Raw genomic sequence first — 21,810 nt, forward strand, 5'->3', positions numbered from 1 at the left:
ATATATATGAGTCAATCACCATCTCAAAATGAAAGCCGCGAAATGCTGAAGTGGCTGAACCACAACCGTCAGATGTTATTAGATTTATATCGAAATCAATATGTTGCTTACAATGCTAATGGCTTAATTGCTCACAGTGAAAACTTGCGTGAAGTGTTAGAGTTAGCAGAGGCTTCAAAGCAACTCTTTGCAATTTACTTAGTTCCCCGCCGCACTGCTTCTATCCAAATTTTGCCAATTCGCTTTCGTACAGTTAGTCGCCATGATTGGCAGCCAAATTATCATGTTAGGCTCAAGCATAGAGATATAAATATTTCTACAACAATATTAGTAGACTCTGGTGCTGAACTGAGTTTAATTTCATTAAAAGTTGGTCAAGATTTGGGATATGCTTTAGCCGATGCGGAATCAGCTTTACTGGCAGAAACTATAGGCGGAAGAGTTGAGTATGTTTTACGCAATGTTGAAATGACAATTGATGGACACAGTTTTCTTGCTCCTGTGGCATGGTTACAAACTAACACAGGTGGAGAACAATTGCTTCTGGGGCGGGAAGTTGTATTTGATAAGTTTAATATCGAGTTTAGGCAGGCTGATGAGCAAATCATTTTTAAATGGCGTGAAGATTTATTCTTAAAATCAGGATTTTGATTATATAAATTTTGTACCTAGTGAAGTTTGCATACGATAAAAGCTAGTTTAAGTTACATAATAAGATAATATATTATCCCAAATACCATGAGACATGAACAACAGCAGGATTTAGAGTCTACTTCTACTCAAGAAGCAACAACATCAACTGATATTGAACAAAATCTCCAGGAAGTAGAAGAAAAAGTATCTTTTAAACAAAAAACGGAGCGTATTACAGCTTGGAGCGACTTTATTAAGTCAATGACTCCCTTTATATGGGCTGTTGTCATTATCATTGTTCTGATTCCCTTACTAGGCAAAGCTTTAATAACAGGTTCATCTCCTGGAAAACTAGCAGATTCAGGTCAGAATCCTAGTCAAGAAGTTAGTATAGTCGTCCCACAAATACCCAAAGATATCGACCAAGCACTCGTGACTGCTTTGAAGAATGCACATTCTCAAGCAGAGAGTTTTGCTTCAGAACAATTAGATAATTGGGTTGATGAATTAATGACGCGTGTTGATGAGAGCTTTTTCGATTGGTATTTTAATTACTTCAATCAGAAGAAGATGGAGTTGAGCGCTCCTTTTACGTGGTTATATTCAGCAGTTACTCATTGGACGAATAAAAATAAACCATCTCCAGGACAAGCAGTAGCCGAAAAATTGACTGAGGATTTTCAAGTAGAATTTGCTAAGCGTGTCCTCAGACCGAAAGTTGCACAGCTTGAATTTGAGAAAATCACAACAGATAGTATAAATTTGTATGTTACAGAATTGAGTAAAAATATTTCTAATATCCAGAGCAGTTACAAGATTCCTCAGGGAGATTGGGAGCGTTATCTTGGTGATATTGCAGTGACTATCAATGATATGGAAGGAAATATTTCTCATTTATCATTGAAGGTTTTGAGTGGTGGAAGTACTTACCTACTTGCAAAAGCAATGATTCCAACAGTCACAAAGGTAGGAAGTAAAATTGCCGTATCCTTTGCCGGAAAAGCTGGTGCAAAAATGGCAGCAAAGACTGGTGGTGTCGTGGCTGGAAAAATTGGAGCACAGTTATTAGACCCAATTGTAGGTATAGGTATCATCATTTGGGATGTTTGGGATTATAATCATACAGTTGCCGTTGAAAAACCAAGATTACGAGAGGCTATTTACGATTATTTGAAAGAAGTCAAATTTTCTCTGCTAGAAAACCCAGAAAATGGCATCATGGTAGCGATTAATCAAGTGGAAAATGGCATTCTGAAGTCAATTAAAAGTTCTCCTCAATAAATTGTCAATTTTATGATTCTTGTTTTCAAAAACAGGCTGAGTCTCTCTCTTTGAAAGAATCAATAATTATTTTTTTATCCATCACTGCCAACAAAACCGATAAATCTGGGGAAACTCTTTCTGTTAAGTTTAGCTGTTGAGTAGCAAGATCAAAAGTCTTTCCTTGCAGTATTTGATAACCAAGTTCCATGACTTCAGACCAAGTCACCTCACTTTCAAGATAAGCTTTAGCCATAGTCATGAGTAGATCTTGATATTGATTTCCCTCCGCTTTTGTCATCATAGTGTGGGGAATTTCAAAGATTTTGTCAAAGCTGTAATACCAAGATTTTGCCTGTTGTTCAATTGTAGTTTTAGAAAAATCTTGCAATTCACAGTGATTGATAGCTGGATCACTTTCACTATAAATAATAAACATCGGCACTGCTAAATTCGTTTTGACTCTATCAATAATTTCTTGACCCATCTCTAAAAAAATCCGCAGTGCAGGAATGCGGAAGCCCTCATAGCCAAAATTACCTGTGTTATCTTTATTCAGCCATTCATAATAAATTGGGAGAACTTCCACAACAAAATTGATAATCGCATTATTACCACTTATGTAAGGAGCAAATAGCAAAGCTTTTTCAATTGATTGGGGATGTTCCAAGGCTAACCAAGCTGCTAAATTTCCACCTGTGGATATTCCACCGACTATCACTTGCTCTCCTAAATTTTGTGCCACCTTCAACCAATAAAGTGCAAACCCTTGATAAATTTCGCGTTCCGTTGGTAGAGGAGGGGGATTGTCTCCATTCCAATCTCCAGCGACTCCATGACCTGGTTGTAAGGGTACTAAAACATTGTAACCAGCGTCAAATAGTTTTTTTCCTATTGGTTCAAACTGGTAGGGACCAGCAGTAAATCCGTGGAAAAAAAGGCAAACTTTTGAAGTTGGATGTGGATGGAGAAAAATTTTTGAGCGGCAAGCATCATTTCTTATTGGTAGAGTTTCCTCTACTGATTTGACTTGTTGAAAGATGCCTGCTTTTGTTGTGCAATAGTCAGATATATTTGACATGTTTTATACAGATTGAAGTTGTTATTTTTTTAGGAAAAACTCCACTTCATTTGAATATGCTACCAGACCTATAACTTTTCAAACAGAAACTAAATCGTCTATGGTAACGCTGGAAAATCATCCATTTGTGTCTCAAAAGTCACTTTTATTACTTTTTTATTATACGTGGAGAACACAAGGCGAGAAAAAAGAAGGTAGCAATGGTATTCTATGCTCTTACCTCTGGCAGGTTAAACTAGGTCTGATAACAGCCACTCTGTAAACATATGAGGCTTTTATGGCAGCTGATCTGCAACAGATTGCTTATTATTTAGACAACCTTGGTTGGGACTACCGTATCGATCCAGAAGAAGACCGTATTATCACAGGTGTAGAAAGTGATAATGTTGAAGATTTCCTGATTGTTGTCCAGCTGGACGAAGAGGGAAAATTTTTCCGGCTATTTGCGCCGCAAGTGTTATCAGGGGTGAGCGATCATCCTCACAAAGTAGCTATTCTTCAAACAATGCTGTATATTTCCTGGGAAACCAAAATGCTGCAATGGGAGTATGATCCATCAGATGGGGAAATCCGTGCGATAATTGAGTTTCCCCTGGAAGACTCGATTCTGACAGAAAAACAATTTCACCGTTGTTTACATGGGTTAGTTCAGCTTGTTGATTCTGTGGCGATACCCCGTCTGATGACAGTGATGGAAACGGGTCATGACCCGGGTAATGTAGAACTTGGTGAGAGAATTCTACTCAGCATTCAGGAACAGTCTCCTGGATTGCTAGATCTCTTAGAAAAGGCGATGGAAGCTCGTAAAAAACGAGGAAGTTTTCCTAGCGAATGAGTCGGATCGCCAGTGAAATCGCTATACTCCAAAGTGATACCCTCAATATACTGAAGTTTTCTAGGGCTGGATATTATGACATCCTATGTAACCTCCTCTGCCAAAGCAGAAATGAGTGAACTACGGCGGTTAAAGGGCTTACTACCACCGGAATTGCAAAGTTGGGTCACGGTTGAAGGTACGACTGAGGTGAATCCACCGATGATCCGCTGCGAGGAAATTGGCAAAGACCAAGTAGAAGTTCAAATCGACTTGGCAAAATGGGATTCACTGGCGATGGATCAGCGCAATTTACTATTCTGGCACGAAGTAGCTCGCATTCAAAATGATACTATTCCCAAAGATGGTTGGGAAATGGCGGCGTTGGCGATTGGTTTAGGCGGCGCTGTCGGTGAGTTGTGGGTACAGGATGGATTGTTGCTAGTATTAGCTTTGGGTTTATGCGGAGTTTCCGGCTGGCGACTTTATCAAAAGAATAGTGGCGAAAAGCAATTCAAAGAATTAGTTGATGCGGACGAGAAAGCGATCGCCTTAGCAACTCGCTTCGGTTACACTCTCCCCAATGCTTACAAAAGTCTGGGTAGCGCCCTGAAAACTCTTATTGACACCACACCTAGCAAGCGCCTGCGTTCTAGATACGAAGCACGGCTGTCTGCTCTTAAGCGTAGTGCCAATAAGGCAAAATCAAAATCTAGGAATATCGATGAGGGCGAAATTTAACAGTCATCAGTTATCAGTTATCAGTTATCAGTTATCAGTTATCAAAGAGAAATACGGATTCGTTTCTTTTGTTCACTGTTAACTGTTCACTGTTCACTGATTCAAGGATGACGTCTCCGTCTGAGCCATAAACCGCTTAAACCCAGCAATATGAGTCCAGTAGTTGTTGTCGCTTCTGGCACTTTTTGTGGTGGGACAAATTTGCCGAGTTCAGCAGAACTCACTTTAAACGAGTAAAGGAACCCAGGAATTAACTTTTGACCATTTGGGCAGCCACTGTCAATCGGTCTCTTGCTATAGCTGGTACCATTGGCATTAGTACAAATGTCAAACTGGGTGGTGGAATTGTCGTCTTGGGTGACACTAAAATCATTGTCCGTCCCAATTAGCAGCGCATAAGAACCATCATTGAGTCGCGGACCTATTGCCAGACCTTCCATCTTTTCTGCTATCTTTGTCCAATCACCTGGATTGTCAGGACTCAAAGTTGCTGCAATATCCAAAAATAAAGATTTACTAACTGGGTTGACACCTGTGGGTAATGTATTGGTATTTGCCAAACTGATTGTGCTGACATTGGTTGCATTTGTTAGATCAATTTTGTACACTCGCTTGGTAGCTACAGGTGATGGAGTTGCGCTTGAGTCCGCCACCAATCCATTCACTGCATCCACCCCAAACCCGCGATTATCTCTTTCTATGACTAGGAATTCCTTTTCATTGAGCGCAGTAATAGAACTCAGACCAATATTACGCCCTTGGGAAGTTGCCGCAAAATCATCTTTTGTTCCAGGAATGCGGGAGTTAATGTCTGCTAAACTCTCTAGTTGATAGATGTACTGAGCCGTACTTTTTCCAGTTGCTGTGTCAAATTCTACTAATCGTAAATTGCCACTACGTCGTCCGTCTGGTGAACCATCGTTAGAACCTTCGTTTACCAAGGGACCTTGTAGCACAGCATAGAGTTTGCTACCATCAGGTAGGAGAGTTAAGCCTTCAAATCCTCGATTATCTTGGCGTCCATTGGTAATGGTTGGACGACCATCGACATAATTGAGCTTGCCATTCGCTTCTTTGGGGATTAAATTTTCTGGGATGGTAAATGCCCGTAAGAACGAACCGTCAGGTTTTAATTCATACACAGACGGACCATACTCATCAGACACATAAAAATGACCATTAGGAGCAACAGCAAATCCTTCTGGGTCAAAACTCAAACCAAGAGTCCCTGCATTGCCATTCAGCAATGTGGGGTTTAACCCGTTAAATTTTTGACCATCTTTTGTGAACAAAATTGTTTCTAGTACTTGAAAATTTGCAATTGCCCCTGTATTGGGATCAACATCTAAAGAAAACTTTTGTACTCGTGTGTTGTATGAGATTCTGCCGCCACCGGGACCGCGATCGCCCAACCCATAATATACATTGTTCGAGCGGTCATAGTAGAGATCCGAGAAAAATCCCAAACGATTGACATTAGCGCTGTTGCCACTAGATGGGTATAAATCTGTACTTTCACCACCAATGGAGAGGGTATTGTTTAAGGAAATACCATATGCCGATTTTATGTATCCTGTAAGACTGACTGCGGACAGAATTAACGAGCAGCTTAACAGGGAAAACAAATGCTTGGCTTGAATCATGGGTAAGAGAAAAAGAATCATGAATAACTTTTTTCAGCATCTGACTCCCGTATTAAGAACAAGTTAACTCTCTAACAATGTCATGTTTCTTACATCAAAAATTTATACAATTGGATTTTTGCTTGATAATATCTTCACAAAGGTTAGTAGTGAGTAGGACAATTAAAGACTAACTACTAACACGTTTAGATTTTTACTCTCAAAAGTTAAAGTTGATTCAGCATTTTATGGGTTTGAGGAACGACACGTACACACTTGACAAAACGCTTCATTAAAGCTTGCCAATTTAAGACTTGACTGGGAGAGGGAGCAGCCACAGGTAGTTGTTTGAACGCACCAGGATCATCTAATGGCGTGACAGATTGTAAAAATACTGGGATAGATGGATTGACAGATGCTACCAATTCAGCTGAACGTTCTAACTCAGTGGGATTTGTTGTTTGAGAAACAATTATCTTAACAAAAACTTCTACTTGTGATGTCCAACACAGCTGAAGAAATTCAGCATGTTCTCGCCAACGATTTTCGCCACTTGCACTAGGCAGTTTGAAATCCATTCCCACAGAGTCTATGTGGGGTAGTATAGTATTCAGTAGTTCTGGGCGATGTCCACCTGTTTCCAAGTATACTGGTAAACTTGTCACTGAGCGTACTTGGGGTAAAAATTCTACCAAAAATGGGGTGTGTAAAAGTGGTTCGCCACCCGTTAACGTAATGGTATCGTGTAGACAAGGCAAGTTTTGTCGCTCAACCCATTCTAGTAACATGGGTAATGAAACAGGATTCGAGTAAATTTCAAAGTCACGTAATCCAGGGGTTTGCTCTATCCTACAAGTCGCGGGTGCATTCCAAGTATGTGCGCTATCGCAAAAGTGACAACGCAAGTCACAAAGAGCAAAACGAATGAAAATTTGACGTGTTCCCACATTCAGTCCTTCCCCTTGTATGGCGGAAAAGACCTCTATCAGGCGTGCGGTAGGTGTAACAGTAGTCTTAATGGTCATGTGATGATAGCAATAGGTATGTGCTACGTTGGCACAAAAGCAAGAATGTTTTTCACTAAAGAAATATGAAGCATGAAGTCAAAAATATGAAGATACGGCAAAAATGAGAAACCGAAAGTAGGAAATGAAGAATAAAATATGAAATACTTTATTTCTTACCCGTTATTCTTTCTTGGCATACTTCATTCTTGACACTTCAAATTAGTTAGCTTCTTGTTCCATTGTGAATCGTCCCTGATGATATCCAATCTCAACTGAAGTAACTATCAATTCGCTTGGACTAAATAGTGTTTGGCAGATTATATTGACATGGCAACGAAAGTGCAGGGTTTCATGACTAGCCAACCCAAAGAGGTAAATTTTCCGGTGACGTTCTCAAATAACACGGCAATTGTGCAGGTACCAGCGCGGTTGAGCGTGCTTGAGGCTGTAGCCTTTAAGCAAACCTGCCAAGAGATAACTCGAGCTTATCCCGATACTAAACAAATTATCATTGACTTTCACCAAACGACTTTTATGGATAGTAGTGGTTTAGGTGCCTTGGTCAGTAATTTGAAAATTGCTCATGAAAAAAATATCGATTTTATACTACGGAATGTGACTCCTCAGGTTATGTCAGTACTTAACCTGACAGGACTGGATAAAGTTTTTTCTATTGAGTCTCAAGGGGAAACACCATCAAAGAGCCAATTAGAAGAACTACCAACGACACATCCTTCTGTTCGTTCTTGGATGAAACGGTTTATAGACATAGTTGGATCACTAGTTGGTTTGATGATTACAGGAGTTTTGTTTATCCCTATTGCTGTGGCTATTCGACTCGATAGTTCAGGTCCAATTTTCTTTAGTCAAACTCGTTGTGGTTGGATGGGCAAACGCTTTCTGATTTGGAAATTCCGCTCAATGTATATTGACGCAGAAGCTAGGAAAGCTGAACTAGAAAAGCAGAACCAGGTTCAAGGAGCATTTTTCAAAATAGACAATGATCCACGAATAACCAAGGTCGGACGGTTTTTGCGTCGAACCAGCTTAGATGAACTACCCCAATTTTGGAATGTTTTCAAAGGAGAGATGAGTTTAGTAGGTACCAGACCACCTACACCAGATGAAGTAGAGCGCTATGAAGTTCCAGAGTGGCAACGTTTGGATGTCAAACCAGGAATGACCGGAGAATGGCAGGTAAATGGACGGTCTAGTATCCGTAAATTTGAAGATGTCATTCGTTTAGATTTACAGTATCAAAAGAACTGGAACTTAATCTACGATTTGATGTTAATTTTTAAAACAGTAGCTATCTTATTTAACAGAAACAGTGGCGCTGTTTAAATCTATTTTTAGAGGTGTAAAGGAACTAAGAGTGTATTAAGAGGGAACAGGGAACGCTTAACAGGGAAATCCTCATAATTGAAACCTTTATTCGTTGAGGCAAGCAGTTCTTGAGCAAGGTAAAACAGAGCACCAGGGGAAGAAATAATTGTCAATTAGCTCTTTCCTCCCCTGCCTAAAGATGCTTACCCGTATTACCTAACCGTATTGGGAGATACCTCAGTCACCGTGAGAGCACCGAAACCACGCGGCGACGCTGGACTGTCGGGAGACCCGATGTTAGCGCCTAGCGACCCAAGAACGCCCTCCCTCACCAGTCCTACACAATACACACGCGCTCAATTCTGACCCCTGAGGACTGATGACTTTCCTGGTCAATATACTTCACTCTCCACTACAGAATCCTTACACTCAAGTTTCATGTCCTGGCACTTATGCCAGGTTTTTTCTTGTCAGAAATTTCTTGACATTATACGTATACCATATTTATCTCTGGTTGAAGCATAAAAAAAGTTCATGATACAGCAATTTAAGTGAATTTAATGATATAGATAATTGATATAGCAATTGCTCAGCAAGAAAAATACTAATGAAAGCCTTACAAAGTGGCATCAAATTTTACTCAATCTTCAATAAATCATGGCTAACATAGGTAGCGTCTGAAGCGAAAATGCATATATAAACTCACATAAGTGCGGAATAAGGTTAACAACAAATGTTGTCATAGAAAAGACACCGGGGTTCTTCAGACTCAAACTAATTTGCCATGCGTATTTTGATTTACTCTTACAACTATTATCCAGAACCAATTGGTATTGCCCCCCTGATGACTGAATTAGCAGAGGGATTGGTTAAGCGCGGACATCAAGTACGCGTAGTGACTGCTATGCCGAATTACCCCGAGCGTCGGATATACGAGAATTATCGGGGCAAGTGGTTTGTGAGTGAGTACAAGAATGGGGTTCAAATCCAACGGAGTTATGTTTGGATTCGTCCGCAGCCTAACTTAATAGATCGACTATTGCTAGATGCAAGCTTCGTGCTTACAAGTTTTTTCCCAGCCATTGCAGGTTGGCGTCCAGATGTCATTCTCTCAACTTCACCCTCCCTACCTGTTTGCTTACCAACTGCCCTTTTAGGATGGCTTTACAGATGCCCTGTAGTCTTAAATCTTCAAGATATACTGCCAGACGCTGCATTACACGTTGGATTGTTGAAGAACAAATGGCTTATTAAGGTGTTAACAGCATTAGAAAAATTCGCTTACCACAGTGCTACTAAAATTAGTGTGATTGCTGACGGGTTTGTAGAAAATTTACAAAAAAAGGGCGTAGCACCCGGCAAAATTGTACAAATTCCCAACTGGGTCGATGTCAATTTCATCCGACCTCTACCAAAAGAAAATAACGCTTTTAGAGCAGCTCATAACTTAGATGGCAAATTTGTGGTGCTATACTCTGGCAACATTGCCCTCACTCAAGGTTTAGAAACTGTTGTCAAAGCGGCTTCGTTATTACGCCATATTCCAAATATAACCTTTGTGATTGTAGGAGAAGCAAAAGGTTTGCAGCGGTTACAAATGGCTTGCACCGAATGTGGTGCTGATAATGTTTTGCTGCTACCTTTTCAACCTCGCGAAAGTTTACCAGAATTGTTGGCAGCTGCTGATGTGGGTTTGGTGGTGCAAAAGAAAAATGTTATATCTTTTAACATGCCATCGAAAATCCAAATATTGCTCGGCAGTGGTCGGGCAGTTGTGGGATCTGTACCTAGTAATGGCACAGCAGCAAGAGCGATCAAACAAAGTGGTGGTGGAGTGGTTGTTCCTCCAGAAAAACCCAAAGCTTTAGCAGAGGCGATTTTAGATTTGTACAACAACCCAGAAAAAGTGAAAACATTGGGGTGTAATAGTCGCCAATTTGCAGTTGAGCAGTATGCTTTTGAACAAGCATTAACTCGCTACGAGTCTTTGTTCTATTCATTGACAGCCCAACGTTCAACAATTGAGCCACTGATCAATTCCTTTGCTGAAAAACACGTTCTCCAGCAGAGCGAAGGAATCCAGATAGTAAAACTTCGTTAGAATAAAGTTATATATTCATCACTCAACTCTATTACTGCAATAAGCCTCCATTGTCAGAGGACAGCCATTATGCGCGAAAAAGTCTTAACCTGGTTAACACAGAATGTTCCAGCTCCCAGAGTGAACCACATTCTCAGAGTTGAGCAAATGGCAATGGATCTCGCAGTTCATTACAAAGTGACTCCAGAAAAAGCTGCACAGGCCGGGTTAATGCACGATTTAGCAAAATGTTTTAAACCACAGAAACTTTTGCAAATGGCACAAAAAGAGGGATTGGAAGTAGACGAAGTGATGGGAGCAAATCCCCATTTGTTGCATGCAGACGTAAGCGCTATCGTCGCAAGAGAAACATTTGGCGTAGACGATGAAGAAGTCTTACAAGCTATTGCCAATCACACTTTAGGTAGACCAGGCATGAGTCCGCTGTGCTCTATCGTGTTTTTAGCGGATAGCATAGAGCCGGGACGAGGCGATACCCCACAATTGCAATCATTAAGACAAATTAGCCGTCAAAATATTCATCAGGCTGTCGCTTTGACCTGTGACTATACTCTCAAATTATTGCTTGAGAGTTCTTGTTTGGTTCATCCGCGAGTTATCTTCACGCGTAACTGGTTCCTACAAAAGTGGAAAGCCAAACAGCCGATTGTACAAAAAACCGTATAGATACCTGTTTTTTTTGTTAGTATTCAAAAAAACCAACTCTCACAGTTGCAATTTAATTGTTGTTCGCGAGTCATTGTAAAAAATTGTTACAAAAAAAAGAGCAGCTGAGGTTTAATGTCTGATTATTTCCCAACCAATTTCCCAAGACAATCGATCGCAGTGACAAACAGTCTGGTAGGAAACTCACAGGTTGATACCGACGATGTGAGTGGAAAGATCGCATTGAAGATCGCCGAAGCCGCATCAGACCGCAAAGCAGGTGATATTTTACTACTAAAGGTAGCAGATGTTTGTTACCTGGCAGATTACTTTGTGGTGGTGACGGGCTATTCGAGAGTACAGGTAAGAGCGATCGCCGACGCAATTGAAGAAAAAGTCAAACAAGAATGGCAAAGGCTTCCCCTGCGAGTAGAGGGAAAATCTGAGGCTTCTTGGGTGGCGCAAGACTATGGCGAAGTCATTGTTCACATCATGTTGCCTCATGAACGGGGGTTCTATAATCTAGAAGCGTTTTGGGGACATGCAGAACGTATCGAGTATTCAACTTCCGTAGAAGGTGAGGGTAAACCAACATGATAAAATCTTCGGTCTCAAATTGCCCAGTTCCCACTGAACAGCAACCACTAAATGAGTACGAAGAGTTAAAATCCTCCTGGCTATTTCGTGACTGTACCTTAAATTTGCGCGAGTATATCGCCAAAATCGCGTGGATTTGGGGAATATGGTGGTTAGTGGCATTCCCAGTCGCAGCAGCAAGCTTTTCCCCATACAAGCAGACTGCACAGTTTATTCTCGGTAGTCTAGCAGGAGCAAGTGTGGGGGTTGTGCTGGTACTAGTACGGTTATATTTGGGTTGGTCTTATATCCGCGATCGCCTGATGAGTCCAATCATCTTTTACGAAGAGTCAGGATGGTATGACGGACAAACTTGGATGAAACCAGAGGAAGTGGTGACACGCGATCGCCTGGTAGTTTCCTACTCAATCAAACCAATTATAAGTCGGTTACAAATGACCTTTGCTGGCTTGGCTGTATTGTTCGTTGCTGGTACGATAGTTTGGCACCTAGTGTAATCGTCATCAGTCATTCGTCATTTGTTATTTGCAAAAGACTAAGGACTAAGGACAAAAGACAAAATTATGGTAAATTTCTACCCATGACAATGGGAAAACGAACACAAGCCGCCGCATTAGAAGTCAGGTTACTGCGTGAAGGCATTATAGAATCAAAGCATATCGTCCAAGCCGTCGTCTGTGATGATCGAGGACGAGTACTATCGGTTGCTGGAAACGCTGAAACTGCAACATTTGTCCGTTCGGCGCTCAAACCATTTCAGGCGATCGCAGTAACCAGCACAGGGACAATAGAGCGCTATAACCTAAGCGATAAAGACCTGGCGATTATGACAAGTTCCCATAAAGGAACAATAGAGCAAGTTAGACAGGCATTTAATATACTTTGGCGAGCTGATGTAGATCCTTCAGCACTCCAATGTCCAATTCCAGAAGGTAAGTACAGTCGTTTGGAACACAATTGCTCTGGCAAACACGCAGGCATGCTAGCCGTTTGTCAACAATGCAATTGGTCTTTAAATAACTACTTGCAGCGAAAACACCCAGTGCAGCAGTTGATTCTCACCAAAGTATCAGAATTGCTGCGAATGCCAGCAGAGGAATTCATCAGTGCTCATGATGACTGTGGCGCGCCTACGTATTTGATGCAACTCGCTCAAATGGCATCATTGTATGCTCAGCTTGCTTCTCGTAGCACTTTGGACATGGAACGTATTGTGCGTGCCATGACGCATCACTCTGTGATGGTGGCGGGAGAGGGAGAATTAGATACGGAACTGATGCGTTTAGCCCTTGGAGATCTCGTCAGTAAAGCGGGTGCTGAAGGAGTACAGTGCATTGCCAGATTGGGTGAGGGCATGGGATTGGCAATTAAAGTTATGGATGGAGCAAAGCGAGCAAAGTATGCCGTTGCCATTCACTTACTTAAGCAATTGGGCTGGATTACTCCCAGCGTTGCCGAAGCCCTGTCAGAAAAATTCATGAACCTCGGAAAATACAAGCGTTTAGAAGTTATTGGAGAATTATCGATTTTATAGTTGCCAAATTTCTAACTTTGTTGTTATACTGAGGAAGACGAAGAGACGACGCGGGATAGAGCAGCCTGGTAGCTCGTCGGGCTCATAACCCGAAGGTCAGTGGTTCAAATCCACTTCCCGCCACCAAATAAAAGATCAATCAAATCCCTACAATTGTAAAAAGTTGTAGGGATTTGCTTTTGATAAACTAGATGCAACCTCAACTCACCGTTCCGTAATGTACTCGTTCGTATCACACAGCGATCCGCCGAAATCCAGTCAGTATGACCAACGATTGTATTGACCCAATTTCAGAGATAGTTAGCTCACGCCAACGAGCCTTATCCTTAAATGACGTTTGTGCCTCCGTGTGCTCTCTTGCAACTGTAGCAGTTGATGGATCTCCAAGAACGCGAGTCATGAACCTGAATGGAATCTCTGGGCGTTGATTTGAACTTCATTGCAGTGAGCAAAGCAGTAAATGGCAAGAACTCCTACACAATCCCGCTTATGAACTTTTACTTTGGTGGCCCAGTGTAGCACGACAGTATAGAATTCGGGGAGAGTTAGAGATGATGCCGAAATCTCTTGTAGAACAAAGCTGGTTGCGTGCGCCCTACTTATTCAAACTCCTTGACCGTTTTTACCAAGAGTATCAGCCACTTGGTTCAAAGCTCCAAAACCAGCAAATGCTACTCTCATCTATAAATAATCTCAAAACGAAATATCCAAACGAGCAAGAAGTTCCACCTCCACAGCACTTGAGAGGCTTTTACTGCAAAGCTAGCTGGATTGAGGCTCTCTACATTGATAATCTTCGTATTCACGAAAGACATTGCTATTCGTACACCGAGAATTCTTGGCATCACGAGTTACTTGTCCCATAGCATTACTCCCTTCCCGGTCTAAGATTACCTATAATAATTTATTCCTCTGTCTCTGTGTCCTCTGCGCCTCTGCGGTTCAAAAATAGGTATTCTTCTGGCGGTTCGGGAGTAAGATTGCTAGGGGAGTGTGTGAAGTAAAAAAGCCACCCTGACAGGATGGGTGGCTCAACTTATGCGATTTATGCGCTCAAATAGCGCTAATAGACCATTAACACCCTTGCTTTAAGCCAAAGAGTGGATTTACAAGTCAGGAATTAAACATCGTAATAAAGAGCAAATTCGTAGGGATGAGGACGTAACCGCATGGGGTTAACTTCATTATCCAACTTGTAGGAAATCCAAGTTTCAATCAAGTCTTTGGTGAATACGCCTGGTTCTGTTAAGAAAGCGTGGTCTTTCTCCAGTGCTTCCAACGCCAGTTCCAGAGAACCTGGAGTTGAAGGAACCTTCGCCAGTTCTTCTGGAGAAAGTTCGTAGATATTTTTATCTAGAGGTTCACCTGGGTCAATTTTGTTCTTAATGCCATCTATCCCAGCGCACAGCATCGCAGCAAATGCCAAGTAGGGGTTAGAAGTCGCATCAGGACAACGGAACTCCAACCGCTTGGCTTTGGGGTTAGTACCAGAAAGAGGAATCCGGATAGAAGCAGAACGGTTACCTTGGGAGTAAGCCAAATTTACGGGCGCTTCATAACCAGGTACCAAACGCTTGTAAGAGTTGGTAGTGGGGTTAGTAATTGCCAGCAGTGCTGGTGCATGCTTGAGGATACCACCAATATAGTGCAACGCCATTTCGCTCAAGCCAGCGTATTTATCTCCAGCAAACAGCGGTTGACCATCTTTCCAAATGGACTGGTGGGTGTGCATTCCAGAACCATTATCGCCAAAAATTGGCTTAGGCATGAAGGTGACAGTCTTGCCATACTTCTTAGCTACGTTCTTGATGACATATTTGTAAGTCATCAGCCAGTCTGCTGCTTCGATCAACTTACCAAAGCGGAAGCCCAATTCGCACTGTCCACCAGTTGCAACTTCGTGGTGCTGCTTTTCAATTGGTACTCCGCACTTTGCCATTGTCAGCAGCATTTCTGTGCGAATATCCTGGAAAGTATCGGTAGGGGGAACTGGGAAGTAACCCTGTTTGTAGGGAGGTTTGTAACCCAGGTTAGGACCTTCTTCTCTGCCAGAATTCCAACGACCTTCAACTGAGTCTACGTAGTAGTAGCCTTGGTGCGCTGTTTGGTCAAAGCGGACATCATCAAAGATGAAAAACTCGGCTTCCGGACCAAAAAACGCTGTTTCACCAAGACCAGTGGAAACTAGGTAATCTATAGCTTTCTGGGCAATAACACGGGGACAACGGCTGTACCACTCATCTGTCCGTGGTTCTTTGATGCTACAAATGATACTCAGAGTTGGCTCTTGCATGAAAGGGTCGATCCAGGCAGTGTTTGGATCGAGTACCATCGACATGTCTGATTCATTGATGGCTTTCCAACCCCGGATACTAGAACCGTCGAAAGGTACGCCATCTGTAAAGGAACTTTCATCGATTTGGTTGTGGAAAAGCGTCAAATGCTGCCAGATTCCTGGCATATCGATGAATTTCAGATCAATCATCTGAATGTTGTTGTCCCGAATCTGCTTCAGAACTTCTTGTGGGGTTGTCATGGTTACTCCTTAAATCTGCCGATTTTTTAATATTAAGACTAGAGTGTTCAATGCATGTTGACCCCGTTTGTAAATCCAAATCCATGAGCCTCCTGCAATATCGTAAAGATTTGAATTTGGATAATTTTGTATCTTTTGTAACAGAATATCAAGTTAAAAGATTATCTTTAACCTTTCCTTAACTAGTTTCACAAAAGTAGACAGTTGATCTCGCAGGGGTCAACTTTGGCATAGAATCCATAATTAGCGCTATAGATTGTTTTTGTGCTAGGGCTTTTTTTACAAGAGGCATAAAAGCTTGCTAAAAGCAGTCAGATTAATATCAAACCATAGAAAGGATTGATTAGGAGAAAAAAGAATGCGGGATGCAGTAACCAGCTTAATTAAGAATTATGACGTTACAGGTCGGTATTTCGACCGGAATGCCATTGACAGCCTTAAGTCTTACTTTGAAAGCGGTACGGCACGTGTGCAAGCAGCAGCGGCTATCAATTCAAATGCGGCGTCGATTGTCAAGCAGGCTGGTTCTCGACTATTTGATGAACAGCCAGAGTTGATTCGCCCAGGTGGAAATGCCTACACCACTCGTCGTTATGCAGCTTGTCTGCGCGATATGGACTACTACCTACGCTATGCTACCTATGCCCTTGTTGCTGGCAACACGGATGTACTGGATGAGCGTGTGCTGCAAGGGCTACGAGAAACTTACAATTCTCTGGGAGTGCCAATTGGTCCCACAGTTCGCGGTATCCAAATTATGAAGGATATTGTGAAGGAGCAAGTGGCTGCAGCAGGTGTAACAAATACCTCCTTTGTCGATGAGCCATTTGACTACATGACTAGAGAGTTTAGCGAAACAGATGTTTAACAGTTATCAGTGATCAGTTATCAGTTACTCGATAACTGTTCACTGTTCACTGTTCACTGGTTAAAATTGCTCTGTCGGTTTTAAAATCAGGCGAGTTTCCCTGAGGAAACTCGCTTTTTTCCACCTTCGCGACGCATACCGCACCAAGTGCACCAGGAAGCACACAAAGCTGAAAATTCGCCACAATAGAAGGTGCCAACGATTGAGGCGCTGGTTATGGAAGAGTTACTAGAGTTAAAAGATTTGTTGCTAAAAGGTGATGTACCAGGGGCGTTGGTCATCGTTGAAGAGTTAGAAGAGATGAGCCGTAACGATATAATCAAGACAATTCGTAGCTATGCCATAATTCTGCTGTTACATCTAATTAAACAGCAAGTCGAAAATCGCACAACTCGCTCTTGGGATGTCTCTATTCGCAATTCAGTTCGGGAAATTCAAAGGGAAAATAAGCGCCGTAAAGCAGGGGGTTATTACTTATGTTCAGAAGAATTATTTGAAACCTTAGAAGAAGCGTACTTAAATGCCATCGATGAAGCTTCCCTAAAAGTAGAACAAGGGCGTTATGAACCAGAAGAGTTAGAACAACTGGTTAATCGAGAAGAAATTATAAATCGTGCATTAACGTTAATATTACCACAATAGATCAAGATAATTGGTTAAAAAACGACTCGACACTCTATTAGTAGAACTCAATTTAAGTTCGTCTCGCGCCTTAGCACAGCGCTTTATCCAAGCGGGAGAAGTCACTGTTGATGGTCAGATAATTGACAAGCCAGGTACGGAAGTTGATATTGCGGCTCAAATTCAAATTAAAGAGCGATCGCGCTTCGTTTCCCGAGGAGGAGAAAAGTTAGCCAAAGCAATCGATGTGTTTGCAATTCCTGTAGAAGGACGAATTTGTTTGGATGGTGGTATCTCTACAGGTGGCTTCACTGATTGCTTGCTGCAAGCTGGGGCAAAACTCGTTTATGGGGTTGACGTTGGTTATGGACAAGTTGACTGGCGTCTGCGAAATGATTCTCGCGTGGTTTTGAAGGAACGCACCAATTTACGGTATTTAACGCCAGATGAGTTGTATGGTGTACCCACCTTAAGCCCCCCTTCTAAAGGGGGGGAATATGCTGATTTGGCAGTGGTGGATGTCTCATTTATTTCCTTAACCAAGATTTTGCCTGCTTTATGGCAGCTGCTGCAACCTCCCCGTGAAGCTGTATTGTTAGTAAAACCCCAGTTTGAAGTGGGAAAAAGCCGCGTTGGTAAAAAAGGCGTTGTGCGTGATTCTAAAGACCAAGCCGAGGCAATTTTTCAGGTGTTGCAAGCGGCTGGTGAATTAGGATGGAAGTACAAAGGTTTGACTTGGTCGCCTGTGACTGGTCCTGCTGGAAACATCGAGTATTTATTGTGGCTGGGTATGGAGAGTGAAACTCCGCCGCCTGATATAGAGACTGTTCACCAGATAACAATATTAGCTGCATCTGAGTTGCGATAAATTGTTTTTTGTCAATTTCTGTTTTATTTATTGGATTAACGTTTTGCTTTGTTTTTTTAAGTTGCAAAATAGAAGAACAGTTTAAATATTGATGAGATAAAATTGCATGACTACTCAAGATAAAGCACGGGAATTAATGGTTCAGCAGCGTCTGCAAGACGAACACTTGCACGAGTCAATGCTAAATCGTGCTGAAGCAGCACATCCTAGTGGGACAGAAGGTATGACTCAAGAAGAAGCACGGGAGTTAATGGCGCAGCAACGTCATCATGAAAAACACTTACATGAGTCAATGCTGAACCGTGCGGAGGCTGAGGTAGGATTGCCTAGTGATAACACTAACTCTTCTCAAGAGTGTAGTCTTTATTAACGTAGTGATGTATCGTTGAAAGAAAACTGCTCTAACTCTTGCCGCAAACGATACAAAATCGTATTTGGCTCCACTTCAGCTAGAATTTCTTGAATAACTGTACTTGCTCCCAATTGTCCCCAAGAGCAGCCTCTTTCTAGATAGACTTGCGCCGCTTTACCCACAGCATATGCTCCGTAGCCTGCAATACCAGCTTGTGTGATTGCAGTTCCTGCATAAGCAGTGATATTTATAGGGTTTTCTCCAGAAGCAATTGCAGCGGTACTCTTACCCAAACCTAACAGCAAACTGCTACCTAGTTCTCCCAGCAGTAAGCCACCAGAACTTAATAAAATCGTTTTTAAAAAATTCCCTGCTTCGTACCCAGTCATTGGTAAGCCGTACAGGCGTGCTAGTGAGCGAACTAAAGCTAAATCGGCAACTGTTCCGCCTAGAATATCTAAGAAGGGGATGGGATTTAGCCCTACTGCTAAAGCTTTGTATTTAGTAAATTGCCAAATCAGGTCTTCTGCTTGTTGTTGGCGTAAGTCGATGGTTTTTTGGGCGATCGCCTCTTGTGCATCCCGCGCTTGAATGAGTGCGTTTAAAGCGAGGAGCGATCGCCCTTCACGATTGAGAATTTTAAGAATTGTTTCTTTGAGTTCGTCTATTTGTGGTGGTGGTGTCTCCCATTCATGTGCGACACTACCATCAGACCATTCAACCCGTACTTCCATCGGTGCAGGTTCCGCCGCCACCATGACAATTTCATCCGGTTTTAAGGGTTTGCCTTGGGGATTTCCTGCACCCAACTGTTGTAAATTATTGTAAATTGTTGTTTTGTCTGTATCTGGGTAAAGGTCTATCTTGTTGAACACCAAAATTAAAGGTTTCTGTGCCTGACGCAATTCACACAGCATCTGATATTCAGTGCGGGTGATATCACCAGACACGACAAAGAGAATTAAATCTGCTTGACGCACGACTTCTCGCGCCATTTGTGCCCGAGACTCACCCTCAATTTCATCTAACCCTGGTGTATCAATCAACTCCACCTGCACCTTACCACCAGGATTCCAGCGTACAGAACGGGGGTACTGAGTCACACCATTAAGAGGACCAGTTTGTAAAATCTTTTGTCCCAGTAAAGCATTCAATACCGCTGACTTCCCACGACTCACCAAACCAAAAACAGCGATACGAATGAGGTTATAGTCTAGTTTGTTGAGTGTTGAGGTCAAAAGTTCCAATTCTGGTTTTACCAAACCTGCTAATTGTGAGTTTGATGACGACTGTCCCGGTTTGCGAAGATTTCCATACCAAGACAGCGCAAGGCTTAGACTAGCACGCGCACGGTTTAAGTGAGTTTCTTGCAGGTTCTTTGACACTGGTAATGGTTGAGTCAAGACTATATCAATTTTATATTTTAGATTTTGGATTGGAAAAATCAAACTAACCGCTGACTAATATATTTTTATCTAATGACAAAAATACGAGTATTGTTTGTTGAATACATTACACTTGTGGTAAGTATAGGTAGGAGTGTAATTCATGCCAGTTAAATCGAGAAAATGTATTGTCAGTACCTAGGCGTGGTACGAGTCAAGCCAAGAATTAAAGATACCAGAATTGCAATTGGTCTCGTAGTGTGGTCTTTAGCGGCTGAGTTCACGACATATGCAAATATTCAAGAGTTACAGACTTGTCAAAAGAGGAGATAGCTGCTTGTTTTGATGATGCTCTTAATTTGTGAGAGTTTCAGACTGTTGCATCGTGAGTTTGAGGTTTTTAGCAAATCATTGTGTCTTTAATTTCATTATCTAAATAGTACACGAAGCTGGCTATGAAGTTTTGATTTTGAAGGATAACATTCCTGCCGATTCAATCACAATCTTGTCTGAATCATGAAATATTTCATAACTGCTTTTCATTTCATTTCACTTGATGTGTTCAACTATTTGGAGTTCTTGTAAATGAAACGCTCAAATTCCAATACATTGGAACGGTGCAAAAAGTTTTTCAGCAAGGCAAAAAATTCGTTTACAGGAAAGTATCAGCTTTACACGGGCGAAAAACTGAATTGGTTTCAGGTCATTTTCCGACTAGAAAAGTCAGTTCTTCCAGCCATTCTTCCTTGGGTAATAGTTTCTGGTTTGTATGGTTTTTTAGTATCATTACTATACCGTTATGGAGTTCCCATCGGATTTCCACATAAGAGCGGTGTCCTTACCAATGCTATCTTGACTTTTAATGTTGGCTTTACTTTGTTATTGGTATTCCGGACAAATACAGCGAATGAGCGGTTTTGGGAAGGTCGTAAACTCTGGGGTTCTTTAGTCAATACGGTTCGTAACTTGGCTCAGGGAATTTACATTGTAGTTAAAGAGCAATCACCGAAGGATAAAGTACAAAAAGAAGCAACACTCCGGCTATTGGTCGCTTTTGCAGTCGCTATGAAGTTACATCTAAGGGCAGAGTGTTTGGATGAGCAAGTAGAGTCATTGATGTCTGAAATCCAATATTTGAAGCTGCAAGAGACTCATCATCCTCCTCTACAAATTGCCTTCTGGATCAGGGATTATTTACAGCATCAGCATGACCGTAATTGTCTAAATATCTATCAATTGACTGCTCTACATAAGTTGGTGGATGATTTGGTAGATATTTTGGGTGGCTGCGAACGCATTTTGAAAACACCACTGCCCATAATATATAGTATTAAGCTTAGACAATTGTTGTTGATTTTCTGTTTGCTATTGCCTCTTGAAATAGTCACTAATTTAATTTGGTGGACTGGTGTCATCACGGCTTTTGTGAGTTTCACCTTATTAAGTATTGAAGAAATTGGCTCGCAAATGGAAGAGCCTTTTGGACATGATCCAAGTGATTTACCATTGGATGCGATTTGCAACACAATGCAACACAATGTTGAAGAGTTAATAACGCTCGCTCCTAGTAGTGAGTTTGACTGGCGAGTTTAAGACTATTTGGTTTGGGTTTCTATGCCCAATTTATGTTAAGCAATTCTGGAACAGATCTACTTTTTGGAGACGTGACTTCGACGGAGGCGATCGCGGAGTGCTCGCAATTGTGGAAGATAATAAGGAGAGTTTTTATCCCACGCGCGAGGTTTGATTCCTTTTAGACTGATGCCAGCAACAATTTGCATTAACAGGCGACCTAAGCAACTTCATTTAGCTTTGCATA

The 21,810-nt window shown here is 41.8% G+C and carries 22 protein-coding genes and 1 tRNA gene; 17 read left to right on the forward strand and 6 right to left on the reverse strand.

From position 1 onward, the window contains the following. Positions 1–6: 6 nt before the first annotated feature. Together DP116_RS03445 and DP116_RS03450 are read left to right on the forward strand one after the other, a co-directional pair. Positions 7–651, forward strand: coding sequence for a retropepsin-like domain-containing protein (locus tag DP116_RS03445; protein WP_169153869.1), 645 nt, complete (start codon positions 7–9; stop codon positions 649–651). 87 nt (positions 652–738) lie between these two features. Then, a complete protein-coding gene (locus DP116_RS03450) occupies positions 739–1,914 on the forward strand; it encodes a hypothetical protein (RefSeq protein ID WP_169153840.1) in 1,176 nt (391 codons plus the stop codon). A 25-nt stretch (positions 1,915–1,939) separates the two neighbouring features. On the opposite strand, the gene DP116_RS03455 is transcribed toward DP116_RS03450, so the two are convergent. Next, on the reverse strand, positions 1,940–2,974 hold the full coding sequence (locus DP116_RS03455; RefSeq protein WP_211173056.1) for an alpha/beta hydrolase: 1,035 nt from the start codon (positions 2,972–2,974) through the stop codon (positions 1,940–1,942). A gap of 277 nt (positions 2,975–3,251) precedes the next feature. Between DP116_RS03455 and DP116_RS03460 the strand changes: the two genes are divergently transcribed. Both DP116_RS03460 and DP116_RS03465 read left to right on the forward strand, forming a co-directional pair. Further along, a complete protein-coding gene (locus DP116_RS03460) occupies positions 3,252–3,809 on the forward strand; it encodes a type III secretion system chaperone family protein (protein WP_169153841.1) in 558 nt (185 codons plus the stop codon). Between the two features lie 75 nt (positions 3,810–3,884). Then, entirely contained in the window at positions 3,885–4,529 is a 645-nt protein-coding gene (locus DP116_RS03465) for a DUF3318 domain-containing protein (RefSeq protein WP_169153842.1), read from the forward strand. Between the two features lie 101 nt (positions 4,530–4,630). Here DP116_RS03465 and DP116_RS03470 read toward each other — a convergent pair whose 3' ends face one another. Both DP116_RS03470 and DP116_RS03475 read right to left on the reverse strand, forming a co-directional pair. Further along, entirely contained in the window at positions 4,631–6,172 is a 1,542-nt protein-coding gene (locus DP116_RS03470; protein WP_169153871.1) for an esterase-like activity of phytase family protein, read from the reverse strand. A gap of 206 nt (positions 6,173–6,378) precedes the next feature. After that, positions 6,379–7,176: a 7-carboxy-7-deazaguanine synthase QueE gene (locus tag DP116_RS03475; RefSeq protein ID WP_169153843.1), complete on the reverse strand. Its 798-nt coding sequence runs from the start codon at positions 7,174–7,176 to the stop codon at positions 6,379–6,381. A gap of 309 nt (positions 7,177–7,485) precedes the next feature. On the opposite strand from DP116_RS03475, the gene DP116_RS03480 reads away from it, so the two are divergent. The 8 genes from DP116_RS03480 (at position 7,486) to DP116_RS28975 (ending at position 14,227) form a co-directional block, all read left to right on the forward strand. Then, complete coding sequence (locus DP116_RS03480; RefSeq protein WP_211173057.1) at positions 7,486–8,502, forward strand: anti-sigma factor antagonist; 1,017 nt, start codon at positions 7,486–7,488, stop codon at positions 8,500–8,502. A gap of 766 nt (positions 8,503–9,268) precedes the next feature. Then, positions 9,269–10,585, forward strand: coding sequence for a WcaI family glycosyltransferase (locus DP116_RS03485; RefSeq protein WP_169153844.1), 1,317 nt, complete (start codon positions 9,269–9,271; stop codon positions 10,583–10,585). 69 nt (positions 10,586–10,654) lie between these two features. Beyond that, positions 10,655–11,251 carry a bis(5'-nucleosyl)-tetraphosphatase (symmetrical) YqeK gene (yqeK, locus tag DP116_RS03490; protein WP_169153845.1) on the forward strand — a complete coding sequence of 199 codons (597 nt, stop codon included), beginning with the start codon at positions 10,655–10,657 and terminating at the stop codon, positions 11,249–11,251. A 114-nt stretch (positions 11,252–11,365) separates the two neighbouring features. After that, positions 11,366–11,827 carry a ribosome silencing factor gene (rsfS, locus tag DP116_RS03495; RefSeq protein WP_169153846.1) on the forward strand — a complete coding sequence of 154 codons (462 nt, stop codon included), beginning with the start codon at positions 11,366–11,368 and terminating at the stop codon, positions 11,825–11,827. Next, a complete protein-coding gene (locus tag DP116_RS03500; RefSeq protein WP_169153847.1) occupies positions 11,824–12,324 on the forward strand; it encodes a CGLD27 family protein in 501 nt (166 codons plus the stop codon). Before rsfS ends, DP116_RS03500 begins: the two co-directional genes overlap by 4 nt. An 83-nt stretch (positions 12,325–12,407) precedes the next feature. Beyond that, positions 12,408–13,361, forward strand: coding sequence for an asparaginase (locus DP116_RS03505; RefSeq protein WP_169153848.1), 954 nt, complete (start codon positions 12,408–12,410; stop codon positions 13,359–13,361). A 49-nt stretch (positions 13,362–13,410) separates the two neighbouring features. Continuing rightward, positions 13,411–13,487: transfer RNA gene (locus tag DP116_RS03510), tRNA-Met, on the forward strand. 425 nt (positions 13,488–13,912) lie between these two features. Further along, on the forward strand, positions 13,913–14,227 hold the full coding sequence (locus tag DP116_RS28975) for a hypothetical protein (RefSeq protein WP_246275462.1): 315 nt from the start codon (positions 13,913–13,915) through the stop codon (positions 14,225–14,227). Positions 14,228–14,481: 254 nt separating this feature from the next. Here DP116_RS28975 and glnA read toward each other — a convergent pair whose 3' ends face one another. After that, a complete protein-coding gene (glnA, locus tag DP116_RS03520; protein WP_169153849.1) occupies positions 14,482–15,897 on the reverse strand; it encodes a type I glutamate--ammonia ligase in 1,416 nt (471 codons plus the stop codon). A gap of 358 nt (positions 15,898–16,255) precedes the next feature. Between glnA and apcB the strand changes: the two genes are divergently transcribed. From apcB to DP116_RS03540, 4 genes are all read left to right on the forward strand, one after another. Continuing rightward, the gene (gene apcB / locus DP116_RS03525; RefSeq protein WP_169153850.1) at positions 16,256–16,765 is read left to right on the forward strand and encodes an allophycocyanin subunit beta; all 510 of its coding nucleotides are present in this window, start codon (positions 16,256–16,258) and stop codon (positions 16,763–16,765) included. Between the two features lie 216 nt (positions 16,766–16,981). After that, positions 16,982–17,407 carry a DUF29 family protein gene (locus DP116_RS03530; protein ID WP_169153873.1) on the forward strand — a complete coding sequence of 142 codons (426 nt, stop codon included), beginning with the start codon at positions 16,982–16,984 and terminating at the stop codon, positions 17,405–17,407. 10 nt (positions 17,408–17,417) lie between these two features. Then, positions 17,418–18,254: a TlyA family RNA methyltransferase gene (locus tag DP116_RS03535; RefSeq protein ID WP_169153851.1), complete on the forward strand. Its 837-nt coding sequence runs from the start codon at positions 17,418–17,420 to the stop codon at positions 18,252–18,254. A 106-nt stretch (positions 18,255–18,360) separates the two neighbouring features. Then, positions 18,361–18,624 carry a hypothetical protein gene (locus DP116_RS03540; protein ID WP_169153852.1) on the forward strand — a complete coding sequence of 88 codons (264 nt, stop codon included), beginning with the start codon at positions 18,361–18,363 and terminating at the stop codon, positions 18,622–18,624. Here the strand turns inward: DP116_RS03540 and DP116_RS03545 are convergent. Beyond that, on the reverse strand, positions 18,621–20,009 hold the full coding sequence (locus DP116_RS03545; RefSeq protein ID WP_169153853.1) for a GTP-binding protein: 1,389 nt from the start codon (positions 20,007–20,009) through the stop codon (positions 18,621–18,623). The genes DP116_RS03540 and DP116_RS03545 overlap by 4 nt on opposite strands. A 567-nt stretch (positions 20,010–20,576) precedes the next feature. Between DP116_RS03545 and DP116_RS03550 the strand changes: the two genes are divergently transcribed. Beyond that, a complete protein-coding gene (locus tag DP116_RS03550) occupies positions 20,577–21,584 on the forward strand; it encodes a bestrophin family protein (RefSeq protein ID WP_169153854.1) in 1,008 nt (335 codons plus the stop codon). 56 nt (positions 21,585–21,640) lie between these two features. Here DP116_RS03550 and DP116_RS29915 read toward each other — a convergent pair whose 3' ends face one another. Next, positions 21,641–21,772 (reverse strand): hypothetical protein, encoded by a 132-nt coding sequence (locus DP116_RS29915; RefSeq protein ID WP_281357359.1) that lies wholly within the window; start codon positions 21,770–21,772, stop codon positions 21,641–21,643. Positions 21,773–21,810 lie beyond the last annotated feature (38 nt).

Origin of the sequence: Brasilonema bromeliae SPC951 (genome assembly GCF_012912135.1) — a bacterium.
GTDB classification, from domain to species: domain Bacteria; phylum Cyanobacteriota; class Cyanobacteriia; order Cyanobacteriales; family Nostocaceae; genus Brasilonema; species Brasilonema bromeliae.